Origin of the sequence: Spirosoma aureum (genome assembly GCF_011604685.1) — a bacterium.
In the GTDB taxonomy this organism is placed as follows: Bacteria; Bacteroidota; Bacteroidia; order Cytophagales; family Spirosomataceae; genus Spirosoma; species Spirosoma aureum.
The window spans coordinates 1691759-1708590 of the sequence record NZ_CP050063.1; the positions used below are offsets into that span (position 1 = coordinate 1691759).

17 protein-coding genes are annotated in these 16832 nt (G+C 47.9%); 5 read left to right on the forward strand and 12 right to left on the reverse strand.

Annotated elements, in window-relative coordinates:
- Positions 1 to 76 precede the first annotated feature (76 nt).
- The 3 genes from G8759_RS06825 to G8759_RS06835 all read left to right on the forward strand — a co-directional run bounded on the left by G8759_RS06825 (position 77) and on the right by G8759_RS06835 (position 3406).
- The gene (locus G8759_RS06825; RefSeq protein WP_232074156.1) at positions 77 to 826 is read left to right on the forward strand and encodes a carbon-nitrogen hydrolase family protein; all 750 of its coding nucleotides are present in this window, start codon (positions 77 to 79) and stop codon (positions 824 to 826) included.
- Between the two features lie 173 nt (positions 827 to 999).
- Entirely contained in the window at positions 1000 to 2262 is a 1263-nt protein-coding gene (locus G8759_RS06830; RefSeq protein WP_167206437.1) for an acyl-CoA dehydrogenase family protein, read from the forward strand.
- A 70-nt stretch (positions 2263 to 2332) separates the two neighbouring features.
- Entirely contained in the window at positions 2333 to 3406 is a 1074-nt protein-coding gene (locus G8759_RS06835; RefSeq protein ID WP_167206439.1) for a phosphotransferase family protein, read from the forward strand.
- A gap of 7 nt (positions 3407 to 3413) precedes the next feature.
- Here G8759_RS06835 and G8759_RS06840 read toward each other — a convergent pair whose 3' ends face one another.
- Positions 3414 to 3551 carry a hypothetical protein gene (locus tag G8759_RS06840; protein ID WP_197933101.1) on the reverse strand — a complete coding sequence of 46 codons (138 nt, stop codon included), beginning with the start codon at positions 3549 to 3551 and terminating at the stop codon, positions 3414 to 3416.
- Positions 3552 to 3604: 53 nt separating this feature from the next.
- Here G8759_RS06840 and G8759_RS06845 point away from each other — a divergent pair, with 53 nt between their 5' ends.
- A complete protein-coding gene (locus G8759_RS06845; protein WP_167206441.1) occupies positions 3605 to 3880 on the forward strand; it encodes a hypothetical protein in 276 nt (91 codons plus the stop codon).
- A 221-nt stretch (positions 3881 to 4101) separates the two neighbouring features.
- Here G8759_RS06845 and G8759_RS06850 read toward each other — a convergent pair whose 3' ends face one another.
- Positions 4102 to 5406: a DUF4249 domain-containing protein gene (locus tag G8759_RS06850; protein WP_167206443.1), complete on the reverse strand. Its 1305-nt coding sequence runs from the start codon at positions 5404 to 5406 to the stop codon at positions 4102 to 4104.
- Positions 5407 to 5713: 307 nt separating this feature from the next.
- Between G8759_RS06850 and G8759_RS06855 the strand changes: the two genes are divergently transcribed.
- Entirely contained in the window at positions 5714 to 8110 is a 2397-nt protein-coding gene (locus G8759_RS06855) for a TonB-dependent receptor (protein WP_167206445.1), read from the forward strand.
- 83 nt (positions 8111 to 8193) lie between these two features.
- Here G8759_RS06855 and G8759_RS06860 read toward each other — a convergent pair whose 3' ends face one another.
- The 10 genes from G8759_RS06860 to G8759_RS06905 all read right to left on the reverse strand — a co-directional run bounded on the left by G8759_RS06860 (position 8194) and on the right by G8759_RS06905 (position 16811).
- Positions 8194 to 8880 carry an SCO family protein gene (locus G8759_RS06860; RefSeq protein ID WP_167206447.1) on the reverse strand — a complete coding sequence of 229 codons (687 nt, stop codon included), beginning with the start codon at positions 8878 to 8880 and terminating at the stop codon, positions 8194 to 8196.
- Positions 8849 to 9442 (reverse strand): toxin-antitoxin system YwqK family antitoxin, encoded by a 594-nt coding sequence (locus G8759_RS06865; protein WP_167206449.1) that lies wholly within the window; start codon positions 9440 to 9442, stop codon positions 8849 to 8851. The genes G8759_RS06860 and G8759_RS06865 overlap by 32 nt, the downstream gene beginning before the upstream one ends.
- Positions 9414 to 10241, reverse strand: a complete 828-nt coding sequence (locus G8759_RS06870) for a YHYH protein (RefSeq protein WP_167206451.1) — start codon at positions 10239 to 10241, stop codon at positions 9414 to 9416. Before G8759_RS06870 ends, G8759_RS06865 begins: the two co-directional genes overlap by 29 nt.
- A 47-nt stretch (positions 10242 to 10288) precedes the next feature.
- The gene (locus G8759_RS06875; RefSeq protein ID WP_167206453.1) at positions 10289 to 10834 is read right to left on the reverse strand and encodes a periplasmic heavy metal sensor; all 546 of its coding nucleotides are present in this window, start codon (positions 10832 to 10834) and stop codon (positions 10289 to 10291) included.
- On the reverse strand, positions 10813 to 11130 hold the full coding sequence (locus G8759_RS06880) for a hypothetical protein (RefSeq protein WP_167206455.1): 318 nt from the start codon (positions 11128 to 11130) through the stop codon (positions 10813 to 10815). The genes G8759_RS06875 and G8759_RS06880 overlap by 22 nt, the downstream gene beginning before the upstream one ends.
- Before the next feature lie 31 nt (positions 11131 to 11161).
- Positions 11162 to 11755 carry an RNA polymerase sigma factor gene (locus tag G8759_RS06885; RefSeq protein ID WP_167206457.1) on the reverse strand — a complete coding sequence of 198 codons (594 nt, stop codon included), beginning with the start codon at positions 11753 to 11755 and terminating at the stop codon, positions 11162 to 11164.
- Positions 11756 to 11762: 7 nt separating this feature from the next.
- Positions 11763 to 12803: an aminoglycoside phosphotransferase/kinase family protein gene (locus tag G8759_RS06890; RefSeq protein WP_162387508.1), complete on the reverse strand. Its 1041-nt coding sequence runs from the start codon at positions 12801 to 12803 to the stop codon at positions 11763 to 11765.
- Positions 12804 to 12913: 110 nt separating this feature from the next.
- The gene (locus G8759_RS06895; protein WP_167206459.1) at positions 12914 to 14284 is read right to left on the reverse strand and encodes a glutamine synthetase family protein; all 1371 of its coding nucleotides are present in this window, start codon (positions 14282 to 14284) and stop codon (positions 12914 to 12916) included.
- 475 nt (positions 14285 to 14759) lie between these two features.
- A complete protein-coding gene (locus G8759_RS06900; RefSeq protein ID WP_162387510.1) occupies positions 14760 to 16001 on the reverse strand; it encodes a NupC/NupG family nucleoside CNT transporter in 1242 nt (413 codons plus the stop codon).
- Positions 16002 to 16232: 231 nt separating this feature from the next.
- Positions 16233 to 16811 carry a Uma2 family endonuclease gene (locus G8759_RS06905; RefSeq protein WP_167206461.1) on the reverse strand — a complete coding sequence of 193 codons (579 nt, stop codon included), beginning with the start codon at positions 16809 to 16811 and terminating at the stop codon, positions 16233 to 16235.
- Between the last annotated feature and the right edge of the window lie 21 nt (positions 16812 to 16832).

Here is a 16832-nt window from a genome sequence, read left to right on the forward strand (position 1 = left end):
ATAAGCCGGGCGGTGAATACGAAATGCGATGTGCATATTTGTATTCACCGCCCGGTTTTGTTTTGGTACGTTCGCTATGATCTTGACAGACAATGCAATGAAAATTAGTGTCGCGCAGACTAGACAAATCAAAGGAAATATTTCCGGTAATATCAAGAGACACAAACAGTTAATTGACCTTGCTACTTCGTGTAAGGCAACGGTAATTTTCTTCCCGGAGCTTTCTTTGACCAGTTATGAACCTGAATTAGCCAAAGAGTTAGCGATAAATCAAGATGATAGAAGGCTTGATGACTTTCAGCAAATTAGCGATACAACTAAAATTACCATTGGACTTGGTGCTCCGACAAAAACGAAAACGGGCATTCAAATAAGCATGATCATTTTTCAGCCTGGAAAACCCAGGCAGACTTACTCAAAACAGCAGCTTCATTCCGACGAACTTCCCTATTTCGAAAATGGCAATCAACAAATTATGTTGACCGTCGAAAATGTCAGGATTGCACCTGCTATTTGCTATGAAAGTTTGCAGCCCGATCACGCTGACCAGGCCAGTAAACTTGGTGCAGACATTTACGTAGCGAGCGTTGCCAAATCACAAAATGGCGTGAATAAGGCCATGATCCATTATCCTGAAGTTGCCAGGAACTATTCAATGCCCGTATTAATGTCAAATTGTGTCGGGTTTTGCGATAATTTTATGAGTGTCGGCTTGAGTTCTGCTTGGACAAAACAAGGGCAATTAGCTGGGCAACTTGACGACAAAAATGAAGGTCTGCTAATTTTTGACACAGTAACGGAAGAAGTAACCAGACAGATACTATAAAAAACGACTACTCACAAATGACTTGCTATTGCCCAACCGTGAATTAGTTCCAGAACTCTACACCCGTCTCTCCCTATCCGCCAATTTGTCCCTTCGTTCGGGAACAATTACCTTAGTGTCTGACGCAGCATACTGATTGCTCGGTTTGCTGATTGCCTAGACCGATAACCCGAATGGAAACGATATTCACTACTGACCGTGTCCGGCCGTTGCTGACACAGGTCCGTGACTTTGTTCATAACGAACTGATTCCTCTTGAAGACGGTTTTTCGCATCACGCCCTTGGCGAATTGATCCCGATACTCGACCAGAAGCGGGATAAAGTCAAAGCCGCCGGACTCTGGGGGTTGCATCTCTCCAAAGAGGAGGCAGGGCATGGTCTGACGCTCTGCGAATTTGGGCAGATTAGCGAACAACTGGCTCATGCCCCATTCTTCGGGCATTATGTGTTCGGTTGCCAGGCTCCGGATATTGGCAATACCGAACTGCTTCACAAATTCGCATCGCCCGAACTAAAAGAGCGGTATTTAAAGCCGCTTATGGATGGCAAAATCCGAAGTTGTTTTTCCATGACCGAGCCTGAATTCGCGGGCTCAAATCCTACCCGACTGGCTACAATGGCCGATCGTGATGGCAACGACTATGTCATTAATGGGCGTAAATGGTTCACATCTTCGGCAGATGGAGCCACTTTTGCCATTGCCATGGTGGTTACGAACCCCGATGCCGTTCCACACCAGCGTGCGAGCATGATCATCGTGCCGACCGATACGCCGGGTTTCAAAATAGAGCGAAACATTCCCGTTTTTGGTGAAGCAGGACAAGGCTGGTTCAGTCACGCCGAGGTATCGTATACCGATTGTCGCGTACCCATCACCAACCTGATTGGGGGTGAAGGAATGGGTTTCAGGCTGGCGCAGGAACGACTCGGTCCCGGCCGGATTCATCATTGTATGCGCTGGATCGGCAATGCCGAAAAAGCGATGGATTTGATGTGTAAACGTGCAGCTTCCCGTGAAATCGAAGAGGGGATGATGCTGGGCGAGAAACAATTTATTCAGGATTTTATTGCCGAAAGCCGCGCCGAAATTGATGCCAGTCGCTTGTACGTACTCAATACTGCCCACATGATCGACACGGTTGGCGTTGCTGCTGTTCGCGATGCCGTTTCGGCCATCAAGTTTTACGTGGCCAACGCATTTCTGCGTGTGCTCGATCGCGCTATACAGGTGCACGGCGCTCTGGGCGTCACGGATGATACGGTTTTGGCGGCTATGTACCGTCATGAACGGGGCGCCCGCATCTGGGATGGAGCTGATGAAGTCCACAAGCAGAGTCTGGCGATAAGTATTTTAAAGAAATACGGGCTGGATGTTAAGCAGAAAGCCCGCGAATTGCAGGAGTTCCGCCGGATGATGACTGCTGAACAATTGTAGATTTTTGAGGGATTCGCGTTAATGGACTTACTCGCAAGGTTCAACCATCCTAAATCCAACATCCTCATTAATGATTACTCCCGATGCTCCGCGCTCTGTTCGTTCGGGCGAAGAACTTGATCTATCCGCTCTTAATACGTACCTACGCGAATACGCACCAGCTATGGGCGAGGTGGTGGAGGTTCGGCAATTTCCCGGTGGTTTTTCCAATCTGACCTATTCGCTTAAAACGGCCAGTAGTGAGTATGTGCTTCGTCGGCCACCGTTTGGCGCCAACATCAAAGGCGGTCATGATATGGGTCGCGAGTTTCGTGTATTGTCCTTATTGACAGGTCACTACGACCGGATTCCCAATCCGGTCGTTTATGGCGAAACCGACGACGTTTTGGGTGCCCCGTTCTACATCATGGAGCGCGTGCAGGGAATCATTCTTCGGGCGTCGATGGCGCCAATGCTGAATCTTGCTCCCGAACGCATGCGCCAGCTATCGGAATCATTAGTCGATAATCTGGTCGATATTCATGCGCTGGACATTCACCGTACCGGACTGATCCAGTTAGGGAAACCCGAAGGATACGTGCAACGTCAGGTTGAAGGCTGGCTCAAACGATACCATACTGCCCAGACCGACACGATCCCGGCAATGGATGCAGTAGGAGCGTGGTTGCCCAGGAACTATCCTGTCGAGCAAGTTCCGGCATTTTTACACAATGATTATAAGTATGATAACGTCCTGCTGGCTCCAGATGATGTTACGGGAGAACCAACAGCTCACATTCGGGGTGTATTAGACTGGGAAATGGCTACCGTTGGCGATCCGCTCATGGACTTAGGAGCAACACTGGCTTACTGGTCGGAAGTAACGGATAGCCCGGCTTATAAAAACTTCAATCTGACCTGGTTACCCGGTAATCTGACCCGGCAGGAAGTTGCTGAACGATATGCCCGGCGCAGTGGGCGTGACCTATCGAATATGCTGTTCTATTACGTGTTCGGTCTGTATAAAAATGCCGTGATCGCTCAGCAGATCTATGCTCGCTGGAAACAGGGTTACAGCAAAGATGAGCGATTCGGCAAAATCCTGCCGATGATTGTTGAACTGGCCAACAAAGCTGTTGGAGCCATTGACAGCGGTACAATTTGAGCAGTTGTTAATCCCGCCAGCCTTCGGGCTTATAGGGTGTTCGGCTATCGCTGGGCACGCAAAGGGCAGTTGGCGGCCGCTGTGGACCGCCTAAAACCCGAATGTTGGGGTAAGGATAAATGGGTTCTGGAATCGGTTGTCGCAACTTAAGGGAAAACAATTTAAATCCGGTATACCAAGAGAATAAACACTTAAATCATGAAGAGCTTTAAAACTATGAGGCATGCAAATGACTCAGAAAAAGCAGCCTCTCTATGTTGGATGGATATAACTGATGACCAACTGTCAGTTTTGAATAAAATCGTTTCCAGTAAGCGAATCCAAGATATTATGATTGATAGTTATGGATTCAGTTGGGGATCAGAAAAATCTCCTAGTTCAACAAATTTTTATTTTACAATTGCTTCTAAAAATGAAGTACCTCAAGAAGAGATTGATAAATTCATTCAATTCTTTGAACAAAGTGAATTTTAACTGAAAAAGTTAGAGACGCTCGCCTACTATTGAAATTTGAAGGTCAGACAAAAAGGCAAACAACTTCATGGCTACCAATAACCCTATTTGAAAAGATCGAGAAGAAGGGCAGATAGAACCTCAAAAAGTCCGACTACGAATAAGCGTGGAAAGCCAACTTGAGAAGACCCAGAAACTCCCTGATGGACTATTTGTGGAGTACAACCAGAAGCTGGCTTTAGCTATTCCCGCCAACCTTCGGGCTTATAGGGGGTTCGACTATCGCTGGGCACGCAAAGGGCAGTTGGCGGCCGCTGTGGACCGCCTAAAACCCGAATGTTGGGGTAAGGATAAATGGGTTCTGGAATCGGTTGTCGCAACCTAAGGGCGTAAAACAGTTCAGCATCTTTCTGCTTTGAGGGGCCCGCTGGATCGGTTTCGCCAAATGGTAATCCTTTCGCGTCTTTACGATCCAGCCAATAGCGAACAGTCGAGACACCCGAAGCGGTAAAATAACCCACAACGTGCTCGCCCGGATCACCTGCGTTCAGGATATTTCCGACCGGCGCAGAAGGCGGTGTGTCGGCTAGCCCGCCCGTTGATTGAGTTTGATCCTGAAAGAGTTTAAAATACGAATATGCTTTCGGCGTCAGGGCTAACTGGCGAATTTCGACCAGACACGCGGTGCTATCATAATAAGGGATTTGAGCCACTTTACGCCCCCGAATCTGACCTCCATTGCTAAACTGATCATCGAACACATTGATGGAGCTACTATAGAGAATTTCCCAACACTGGGTCCGACAGGGATAATCATAGACATAGAGGCCACTCGGAAAGGGAGGCTGGGCTGCTTCGTTGTAATTGATCGGCACGAAACAATCTTCGTACGTGTCATTCCCTGACACATAAAACAGGCGGTCTTTGTAGGTATGGGGAAGGATGTTATTAACCGCATAAACCCCCTGTTGACAGCTCCGGCACCAGCTTTGCTTTTCCCACAAAACCCATTCCCAACGGTAGTAGTTATGCTGGTTCGCCGGGTCATTAAAGCCGATAAAAAGATTGTGCCCCGCCCGGAATTGGCCTGCCAGCTGCAACTCGACAGGTAAACTCGTCAGACTGAATTGCGCCGATACGCTGTTGATTGGCGGAACGGCCTGCATAGTTTGCCGGGTAGATACGTAGCGAGTGCCGTCACTGAGCATAAACCGAAGTTGGTAACTATGATTGATCTGTCCCCGAAAGTCGCTTGGCAACTGATAGCTGCCATCTACGGTTTCGTGACAAGCGATTACCTGTACCGAATCCACAACTACTTCAACGGTAGCTTTGGTGATGGGAGTCGTACCAAAGCGCCCGGTAACAGGGTCGGCTTTCGATCGATTGAGCCGAATGATCTGAGGTTCTGGTAGATTCGTAATGGTGCCATCGACGACCAGCACATTAACTGATGCATTGATCATAATGTCTGCCGGATCTACGCAGGCCGCCAGCAAACCAACAACCAACAAGCCAATGCAAAAAAGAATATGCGGGAAACGCATGATTAGTTAAAGGAGTACAGGATTTTCGGATGGAACAGTGCCACGGTTTGCATCAAAGTTATCGATAACCGAGACACCACTCTCTGCGAAAATCATGATAGTAATTTAGTTGGATTTTTTTGATCGATAATAAGATAGGATCTAATCAATTAGAATTTGGAGATAGATCCTTTTATAGTAGGCCTTTCGTTACGAGCCGTGCCACGGTTATTAGGAACATCATCAGTAACCGTGGCACGGCTCGTAACGAAAGGCCTATATAAATAGCTTCAGACGTAGTTGCAATCATTCGTTTACTTTTCTTTTCATGAGCCGACTACTACCTGTTGTCATCCTGCTGATTTTATCTGTATCTGCTGTAAACGCTCAGGTTACCTATACGCTTTCCGGTATTGTTCGCGATTCGGCCAGCATGCAACCCGTGGTGCGGGCTGCGGTTGTGCTCGATTATGAGAAAAATACGACCGGTACCTACACTGACGATCGGGGTTATTTTTCGATAAAAGCCCGATCCGGGCAGCACATCGTCGTGGTTAGGAGCGTCGGGTACGTGCCTTTCCGTACAACTCTTTATCTGCGTGAAAATAAGACACTTGATGTCCGTTTGCCATCGGTATCCAGCCAGTTGGAAGAGGTCGTTGTTACGAGCAAAGGCTACGACCGAAATGTACGACAACCGCTTCTGGGCGTTAGCCAGATTTCTATTCCTGCCCTTAAAAAGATGCCCGCAGCGCTAGGTGAAGTCGATATTTTACGTAGTCTGCAAATGCTCCCCGGTGTAACCAGCGTAGGCGAAGCGGCCAATGGGGTCAACATTCGGGGTGGCACGACTGATCAGAATCTGATCCTCCTCGACGATACGCCCATTTTCAATCCGACCCATATGTTCGGGCTGTTTTCGGTTTTTCCGCCCGATGCTGTCGGTGGGCTTGATCTGTACAAAGGTAATGTACCCGCCCGCTACGGCGGACGGGCAGCCTCGGTGCTCGACATTAGTCTGCGTAATCCTGACCTGAACCAGTTTAAGCTTAGCGGTGGTGTTAGTCTGGTCTCCAATCGGCTGACGGTTGAGACGCCCATAATCAAAGGCAAACTGGCCCTGATGGTGTCAGGCCGCGGAGCATTTAACGACTTTCTGCTGCGGCTCGTCTCGCCCCGACTGGAAAATATTCGGGCTAAGTTCGGTGATGGTACGGCCAAACTATTTTGGCGGGTAAATGACCGCAATACCATTACGGCTATGGGGTACTATAGTCAGGATTTGTTCCAGACCAATTTGCTGGGCAGTCTGGCCAATGTGAACTCGACCGCTACACAATACGCCCAGCAAACGACTAATGGAATGGTGCGCTGGTTTCATGAATTCAATCCCCGGCTGAATCTGCAAACGACGGCGTTGGTGTCTCAATACATTCCTGAAATTTTATCCATTGAAGATAGCACCAACAACAAAGTCGTGCTGAAGCAATCGCTGCTGCAGCGCCAGATTAAGTCAAACCTGAATTATCAACTGGCCAATCAGAAGCTGGAGGTGGGCATTAGTGGCATCCAGTATCGACTTAACCCCGGCGAATTGATACCCAATAGTAGCCCGGCAGTGAACTATCAGAAAACCCCAAATGAAAACGCACTGGAACTAGCCATCCATGCCGAAGATGAGATCAGTGTATCAGATCGGCTGGCTGTATCGGTTGGGTTACGCTATTCGCACTTTTTGAACCTGGGGCCGTCTGTTGTCCGTCGGTATGCCGGTGGCGAATCGGTCGATGCCACAACGGTGGTCGATTCGGTTCGTTACGGAGCTGGTCAGGTGACCAGTCAATATGGCGGTTTGGAACCTCGCTTAGGCTTACGTTATTCGCTGACGCCCAATGCCTCTATTAAAGTGGGCTATAATCTGATGCGGCAGTATTTACAGGTGATTACGAATACAACGACCCCGTTGCCAACTGTTCGCTGGAAAACGTCCGACGCTCATATTCAGCCTCAGGTGAGCCAGCTCTGGTCGGCCGGTTATTTTCAGAATTTCAAGAACAATATCTTTGAGCTATCGACAGAGGTCTACTGGCGGAGTACGCAGCATGTGCTGGATTACAAGCCAGGCGCTGACTTTCTGCTACAACCCTATCCCGAAACGCAGTTATTACCTGGACACAGCAAAGCGTACGGGCTGGAGTTGATGATTGCCCGGAAAAAAGGAGAACTGACAGGCTGGATCAATTATACATTTTCGCGAACGCTGAATCAGGTCAATCAAGGGGTTGATTTTCAGCAGCAGATCAATAATGGTGACTGGTATCGCGCCAATTATGATCGTCCTCACAGTTTGAACATGAGCCTGACGATCAATCAGGGTAAACACCACAGTTTTTCGTTTAACTTCGCCTATAGTACAGGACGACCTTATACAGCACCCGAAGGGTTTATTCGCTATCAGGGTCGCACCTATCCGTATTATGACGAGCGTAACCAGTATCGCTTACCTGACTATCACCGCCTGGATTTTGCTTGGAACATTTACAATCCCAGCATGAAAAACCGGCGCTGGCAGAGCCACTGGACGTTTACCGTGTATAACCTGTATGGTCGGAAGAATGTGTATTCGATTTTCTATCGTACAGAAGGCCAGGGCACGAATCCGTATCGGCTAAGCATTTTCGGAGCACCAATCCCCAGTTTGACCTACAATTTTGAGTTTAAATAAGTGGATCTCCTTCAACTACATTCCGAAAAGCAGTTAAGCGCCTGATCGGTGTTTATCCTTAATGCGGCAATTAAAACGAGTTGCTATTCGCGCAGCAAGGTATTCATGTCGGCAATCAGTTTATCGACATCCAGCGGCAATGTTCCATTATAAAAACCCCTGATCCGGCGGTTCTGATCGACCAGAATCAGGTGCTCGGTATGCAGAAACTCTGTTGAATCTTTGCTAAAGCCGATCGCTTCTTCGGCAAAATAAGAGCGCCGGGCCAGCTCATATAGTTTGCCGCGTTCGCCAGTCAATAGATGCCATTTGGTCGAAATAATGCCCTTATTGGCTGCATACTGGCGAAGCCGGGGAATCGAATCGAGCCAGGGCGTAACGCTGAATGATACGAGAGCGACTTTCGGTTCATGCAGAAAGGTGTCCTGAACGGCTTTTAGCAAATTGGTCATCTTTGGGCAGATACTGGGGCAGGCCGTAAAAAAGAAATTCGCTACATAAATCTTATTCGCAATGGAGTCTTGCGTAAACAGCCTGTTCGTCTGGTCGTAGAAGGCGAAATCGGCGATGCGATGCGTAATTTTCTGCTGAATATCAATCGGGTTGGTTAGCCAAACCGGCGTAAAGTCAGGTGTGTTGTAGTACGGAACTGGCTCCGAAACCAACGCCTGCTGGCGATCAGCTGTTTCGTCCGACTGGCGGCACCCGATCAGGCCTGCCAGTAAAAATAACAGGCTATTAATGCGAAACAGCAATTGAATCCCAGACATTGACGCAGTTTTTAACACCCGTAAATCCATAATTCCGGCCATTGCGAGCCACGTAATTTGCCTTCAGATTACCTTCGGCAAACCACATCTTTTGCGGGCCGCTTTCCTGCCCGTCCTGATAATACTTATCCTGAGCGGGTTGGCCGCTTTGATACCATTCCTGACAGCGACCTTCATAGCTATCGTTTCGAAAATGATAGACGAACGCCGGTTTTCCCGATTCGAACCAGCCGCGTTGCTCGCCTTCCTGCCAGCCATTCTGGTAGTGCCGGATTTCTTTTTGCCGTTGATCGGCATACCAATATCGATGCAAACCTTCTGCTTTCCCCTCATAGAAGGCACCGACGAACGAAGTATCTCCATCTGGCCAGAGTTGGTATTGCCAGCCGCTGAAGGGTTTACCATTTAGCCATAACTGGCCCTCATGCCGCTGCCAGCCCGGCAGGTTTGCTGATATAAATTGAGCCGGAATCGTACGATCTCGCGAGCTACAACCGAACAGGCTCAGTAACAAACCTACAACCAATAAGGTATTATTGAGTAACCGTTCCTGCCTTGCCATAAAAGCCGCTGCCGTTGAGATAGGGATCTTCGGCGGTGATGTGATAGTGATAAATGCCATTGGGGTAATCAGCAGTGGCGTGGGTATGGCCATGATAGCTGTCAAGATCAGCGTTTGTGACGGTTTTGCCGTTTTCCTGAGGGCCATAAACCGGAAACCCATCCAGAAGGAAGCCGAGCAGCGCATCTTTACCTTTGTTCTTTGTGAGGTAGGTCGGCTCGACGTGGTAGTGATATTGCCCCTGCTGTTGTGGATGCCCACCATATTGATCGAATCCGTTGATTTCATTGGTAAGGGCCGCTCTCATGGCCGCGTATTGATTAAAAAATGCCACGCCATTTACTGCCACGCCGATCGAACCCAGTGGTGTTGCTGCATGAGAAGCATCTATCTGAGGGTTCATCGGTATTTTAAAGGTCAGGCTGAACTCGCTGATGGTATTTGGATTGGCCCCGAATTTGGTGTTCGTTCCATTGTAGACTTCGTAAAGGCTGCTTTCCCACTGCGTGCCTTTGTAATACGGGCTCTTGTGATCGGGTCGCCCCTTTGTTTTAATCACAATGTTTGTTCCTTCCACATAAATCTCCATGGCTCCGTAAATCTTTTTGTACACATCCGGCACTCCCGTGCCAACAGCTACGGTGCTAGTGGTCGTTCCTGTTGCGGTTGTCGAACTTGTCGCTCCTGTTGTTGTAGTGGGCGTAATCGTGTTGTCGCTTTTCTGGCAGGCAACAACTGTTATCAGGCCAAGTAGAAGGGCCAATCCGCCCGAAGCGGTGATTAGTCGTAATTGATTCATACGATTGGTGATCATTTGCTGCTTAGACGACATCACCGAATCGATTCCTACGGCCGCGATGGAAAATTTTCTGGCGGGCCTTCCGGGCGAACTTCTCGCGGACCATCACCGTTTGGTCGTGGTGGGCGTTGGCGTCTGCCGAACAAGTGAGCCAGATCATCTACCAGTTTCGTAAAATAGGCTTGCTGGTCGGGTCGGCACAAGGCTTTTATTTGCTGGAAATGCGCAAAATTAAGTTTGGCTATTGACCGCTGATTGTCGGCAATCTGCTTGCTAAGGGTATTTGCTCGTGCTGAATCGGGTTGAGCAGATGCCAGTAATCCATAATAAGCGCGGAATAATTGAACCGACTCCTGATTCAGAATCCGCGTTTGCCGTTGGTGCTCCTGAACCAGCTGACGGTATTGCTGTTGCTGTTGCGTATCAAAATGCAGCCGCTCAATAATGAGCCTTGCCGGACCATCGCCTTCGGGTGGTGGCCCTTGAGAAAGGGAAGATGACTGATCGGGCTTGAGCCATACAAAACTTATCGTAAGCAGATTAAGTAGAAGTAATCCAATAACAGCAAAGGTTAGTAGTTGTGTCCGCTCCATAGGTTATAAGGTTGGTTGGCGGTCGGGTCGAGTTGCATATCCGTTATGACCGCATTTAACCCGGCGTTATCGTCAAAAGCTTTTTCTGACAGCCGACTTGTTGCCCGCCAGTTAAGTAGCAGCAAGAGGGTAAATGAGGCAATGGTCAGCCATACCGTCCGGGTCGGTACATAGTCAACTGACGTGGCCAGGCGATTCCGGATTCTGGTGTACAGAAATGGGCCCGGTTCTGCCCGTTCAATCCCATCAGCACTAGCCAGTATATCGTTGATCCATTTCTTTTTTTTAGGTTCCATACAAAGGTCAGACGACAAATCGATTTGATTCCTACGGCTTATGTAGGGTTTTATAAAAACCAGCCAAGTGTTTTTTTAGATTTTCGGTAGCCCGCTGCAACAGCGACTCTACGGCGCCAACACTAACAGCCATAACGCTGGCTGCTTCAGTATTACTCAATCCTTCAATTCTTGTTAGAATATAGGCCGTTTTTTGTTTGTCGGGAAGTTTATCGATCGTCTTAAACAACTTGGCCGCATTCTCCTGATTTTCGAGAGCAATACCCGGATGGAAAAAATCAGTGGGATGGTGTAACACCTCGCCTGTGCTACGATCGAATAAACTGGTAAAAAAGGCAAAGCGCTTTTGGCGCTTTTTCTGCTTCAGAAAATCGAGCGATTTATTCACCGTAATCCGATAAAGCCAGGTTGTAATCGTGGCATCACCTTTAAATGCCCCAATCGCCTGAAACACCTCGACAAACACATCCTGCGTAATTTCTTCGGCATCTTCACGAGTGTGCACATAGCTAAGAGCCGTATTGAAAACACGACTTTTGGTGGCTTCGTAAAGTTGCCGGAAAGCCGATTCGCTGCCTTGCCGGATGGGTTCGATCAGTACTGACAGGTCGGGCGAGGTGGGCATTCGGGCATCATATTCCCAGCGCTTTCAGGATTTTCTCCGCGTCAAATTTTTCAATAGAGGGAAAATAGAGTTGGTAGGCTTCGCGCTGGAGTTTGGTGGCATACGTACGATGGAAAAAATACCGCCCGTATTTAATGACGTAATTTAAGATGAAAAAGCGATAGGCTTCGGGCAGGAAGCGTATTTCATTCTCTGTCAGCGGATAAACCTTATGATACTCTTGCAAAAACAGCATGAAGCGGTCTTCCATCAGTGGACCTATGACGTAGCTGAACACGGTTCGATCACCGACGTTGGAAACGACCCGGCTGAAGAAATAAAAATCCATCACTCGATAGCTGATCCGAAACCAGTCGTAATCCCAGCGGGAATATAGCTCAAGGTTGTCGGTTACCGAGAAATTGCCGATGTTCCAGTCTACAAAAACAGGCATGGTTTCAACCGTTTTGGCAACCAGTTTCTGCCGGTTTTCCAGAAAGAGATTACATTGTCGTTTTAGTTCGTCGACATGCATCCGATGCTCATACTGGCCAGCCTCCGTTTCCAGCAAATCAAGTAAGTCCCAAACATCGGAACGTAACGTTTTCGACGAGTTGGGCAGAACCGTACTTACGCGGGAACAGGCTTTGTGAAACTTGGCGATCTGATTACCAAGCTTTCGGATATGGTGTTCTTCCAGCCGCCGGGGTAACTTATATTGGCTTCGGATCGGATTATAAAACACAACCCATGCATCCACAAAACCATCTTTATGCCGGTAAGTATAAACCTGACCATCACGTACCAGCGATTTGGCCAGTACATTCTCAAAAGGATAGAGTAGATTATTGGAGAGAGCGTGGATAATGCGGTGATCTTCTACAAAGTGTTCATACTTGCCAAAGTAGGAGAGTTTGGCAATGATACTGTCGCCATCTTCAAACGTAACTTTGAAAACGTGATTTGTAGAAACCTTGGCACTTATGTCCGTAATGGTATCAATCTGTACCGACGGATCGAAGCTGGCCCAAGCTTTTTTAATAATTGTGGGGTAATCGACTAGACGCATGAAAAGTTTTCACCGGGCTGCCGGTGCAATTTTCAGTTCATGATTTTCACTTGTTCGTAGATTAATAGGTGACTATTAACCGTGAACTGAAAACCATGAACTGAAACCAGTTAAATAATTTCGAAATATCGTTTTAATTCCCAATCACTGACCTGGCTGACATATTGCCGCCACTCCCAGTCGCGTGTACGGGTGAAATGGTCAACAAATTCAGGACCAAACAGTTCAGATGCAATGGGTGAATTTGCCATAGCTCGGGTGGCTTCTGATAAATTAGCCGGTAGAACACCGTGTTTTTTATCGGCGTATCCATTGCCCACGGAGGCTGGTATGTCGAGCGTTAGTTGATGCCGGATACCGTATAAACCAGAAGCCAATGCTGCTGCTATGGCCAGATACGGGTTTGAGTCAGAGCCCGAAACCCGGTGTTCAACGCGGGTATAGGCCTCTGTTCGGTTCAGCACCCGCAGTGCCGTTGTCCGGTTATCGACCGACCAGGTTACTGTTGTTGGTGCCCAGGCACCTTCTACCAGCCGTTTATAGCTGTTTATGGTCGGTGCAAACATGGGTGTTATGTGTGGCAGACAATGCAACTGGCCAGCAATGAACTGACGCATCAGCTCGCTCATGCAGTTTGGCTGGGCCGGATCGTAGAACAGATTTTTGGTTTGTTCCGGATTCCAGAGACTTTGGTGGATGTGGCCGCTGCAACCGGGTAGATCGGCATTCCATTTGGCCATGAACGTAGCAACAAGCTCGTGTCGATAAGCAATTTCCCGAACGGCTGTTTTGAATAAAATAGCTTTATCGGCCGCTTTGAGAACTTCATCGTGCATGATAGCCGCTTCGTATACGCCCGGTCCGGTTTCCGTATGGAGCCCTTCGAGCGGTATATCGAACTCGCCCAGCAGATCGAACAGGTCATGATAAAAAGCACTTTCGAGTGAAGGCCTCAGGATCGAATAGCCAAACATGCCCGGCGTTAGTGGTTCTAAATTCCGGAAATCTTTTTGTTGCAGGCTCTGCGGAGTTTCCCGAAAGTTAAACCACTCAAATTCTTGTGAATATTCGGCATGAAAGCCCATTTTACGGCAATCGTGAGCAATCCGTTTCAGTAACGATCGAGGGCAGGCCGCTAAATCGCTATCCGGTTTGCCGTTGCCATCGGCACTAAAGTCGGCCAGAAAAAATGGGATTCCATCCTCCCAGGGAACCTGCCGGAACGTAGCCAGATCGAGCCGGACCGGAGCGTCAGGATAGCCAGAATGCCAGCCGGTTGTGCGTCCGTTGTCGTAGGGCGTATCGGATGAATCCCAGCCCCAGACAACATCACAAAATCCGTAACCATCAGCCAGCCCATCCAGAAATTTTTGTCGGCCAATGATTTTGCCCCGAAGTACACCGTCGATGTCGGCAAAGGCGAATTTGATTTTTTTTATATCGTTTTGTTCGATGAAGGAAATAATGTCTTGCTGATTCATGGCGTGTTGTCAATGGCAATGAGCAACTCAAATGGCGCTGCCGGGGCGCGTAAGGTAGCAAAATCTATTAAGTTATTGGTTAACCAATTCTAATGCCATATTGGGTAATAACATTGTTGGGTGTAGCGATGCAAACTTATGTAGGGGTTATCAAACAGGTTGTTATATAGCATTTTAGGCATGAATAGTCGCGAAAGAAATGAAGAACAAGAAAAAACTAAACGTATAGGTCTGATTTTTATAAAGGCCCCTGAAGCTCATAAGGCAGTGCGATTTATAAAAACTGAGCCGGTTACACAAACGCAAATTGTTCTTCCGGATCGGTTGCAGTGCCACGGTTAAATCGAGCTTAACCTAAAACCGTGGCACTGCAACTGCTCTGGAACTAACCTCTGAAACATAAACAGGCTGCCTATTTTTATAAGCAGCCTGTCTTAAAAGGAATGAATATCTACATTGATAAAATGCGTACGGATTACAGCAGCAAACCGGCGAGCGTTGCCGACATATAACTTGCCAGTGTACCACAGATCAAGGCTTTGAAGCCAATTCTGGCCAGATCACCCCGGCGCGACGGAGCTAATTCGCCAATGCCGCCTACCTGAATGGCAATTGAGCTGAAATTGGCAAATCCACAAAGAGCAAAACTCACAATAGCGATTGTTTTAGGCTCAAGTGTCTGTTTAATTTTCACCAAATCCAGATAAGCGACGAATTCATTAACCACCATTTTAGTGCCCATTAATGATCCTGCCGCCACAATGTCCTTATTCGGAACACCCATTGCCCAGGCAAATAGGGAAAATACTTTACCTAGTAGAAGATTTAAGCTCAGGTTGTCCATGCTGAAAATATAGAAACCTATCCGGAATAAAATGCTGTCTATCAGGGCGATCAGGGCAATAAAGCCAATTAGCATGGCAATGACGTTGAAGCCCACCTTTAGTCCTTCACTGGCTCCGGCAGCAATGGCATCGAGCAGGTTCGCATGCGTTTTTTTGATTTCGACCTTTACGGTTCCCTGCGTTTCCGATACCTGCGTTTCGGGCATCACGATCTTACTGATTACCAAAGCGCCTGGCGCAGCCATAATGCTGGCTGCCAACAGATAAGGGGCCGGAACACCAAGCGAAATATAAACGGCCAGCACACCACCTGCAATACAGGCAAACGAGCCTGTCATGGAAGCCAGTAGTTCAGAATTGGTCATTCCGTTCAGGTACGGCTTGATCATGATTTGAGCTTCAACCTGACCGACAAATGTACTGGCCACGTTCGATAACGCTTCGGCTCCACTAACGCCCATGAGCCACTTCATGGCTTTAGCCATTACAGCCACAATGCGCTGCATAATGCCTAAATGATAGAAAATATTGACCAGTACGGCCACAAAAATAATGGTCGGAATAACCTTGAAGAAGAAAATAAAGCTGTTGTCGGGGCCAAAGGCTTTACTAAGAACATCGGGCCTCACGAGCGAGGAAAAGACAAACTCGGCGCCTTTATTGGCTTTTTGAAGAAGCCTGTCTACGTAATAACCCAGGCCCTGAAAGAGTTGCTGCCCGATATCTGTTTTTAGTACAAAAACTGCCAAACCGAACTGAAGGGCAAGCCCAACCCCGACGGTACGGTAGTTTATTGATTTTCTGTTGTCGGAGAGAGCATAAGCAATGCCCAGAATTAAAACAATACCAATTAGTCCGGTGAAGCGATCCATTCAGCGAAAATACAATTACAGTTAGGTTGGCGAATATACAAAAAGAAGGTTAGGAATGAGTCTTTCCTCAATCTTACTAAATGAAAAGAGGTCGAATTGACAAATAATATTCGCCAATTCGACCTCTTTTCATTTAGTAAGGGTTTTGTCTTCGAGCCGTGCCACGGTTACTGATCGTACACAAACAAACCGTGGCACGGCTCGAAGACAAAACCATGTTGTAGTAATGCGTCAGGCAGTCAATGCTGCTAAATCCAATGAGAAGCCGGGCAGTACGTCCTCTCCGGATAATTGCCCTAATCCGACAATTTCCTGCCGTTCCTGATTAGGCCGGTAGATGTACGTGATTTGATTTGTCAGATCAATGAGCCAGCCTAATCGGCAGCCGTTTGCCGTCCAGTCCTCCATTTTTTCAAAGCAATCCTTCAGGCGGTCGTTGGGGGAGCGTAATTCCAGGATAAAATCAGGGCAGAGGGCTACAATTTTACGGCGCTGTTCGGGATTTAATTCATCCCATCGATTCTGGGCAATGCCCGAAATATCCGGCGACATGATGGATGTATCGGAAAGCCGAAACGCGGTTGACGAATCAAAGAACTTGCCGAACCTTACCTGTCGATTCCATACACCAAAATCGACACTTAATTCAAAATTATAATTACCTGTCTCTCCGCCTGTGTTCGCCATAAAAACAATATCGCCGTTTTTTCGACGCTCAAACTTCAGGTCGGGATTGTCCTGGCAAAAGCGAAAGAACTCATCATCGTTCATCCGCAAATCTTCTGGCAAATGCACCCGTATTGATTCCATACCTTCTGTTATTAAGCAATC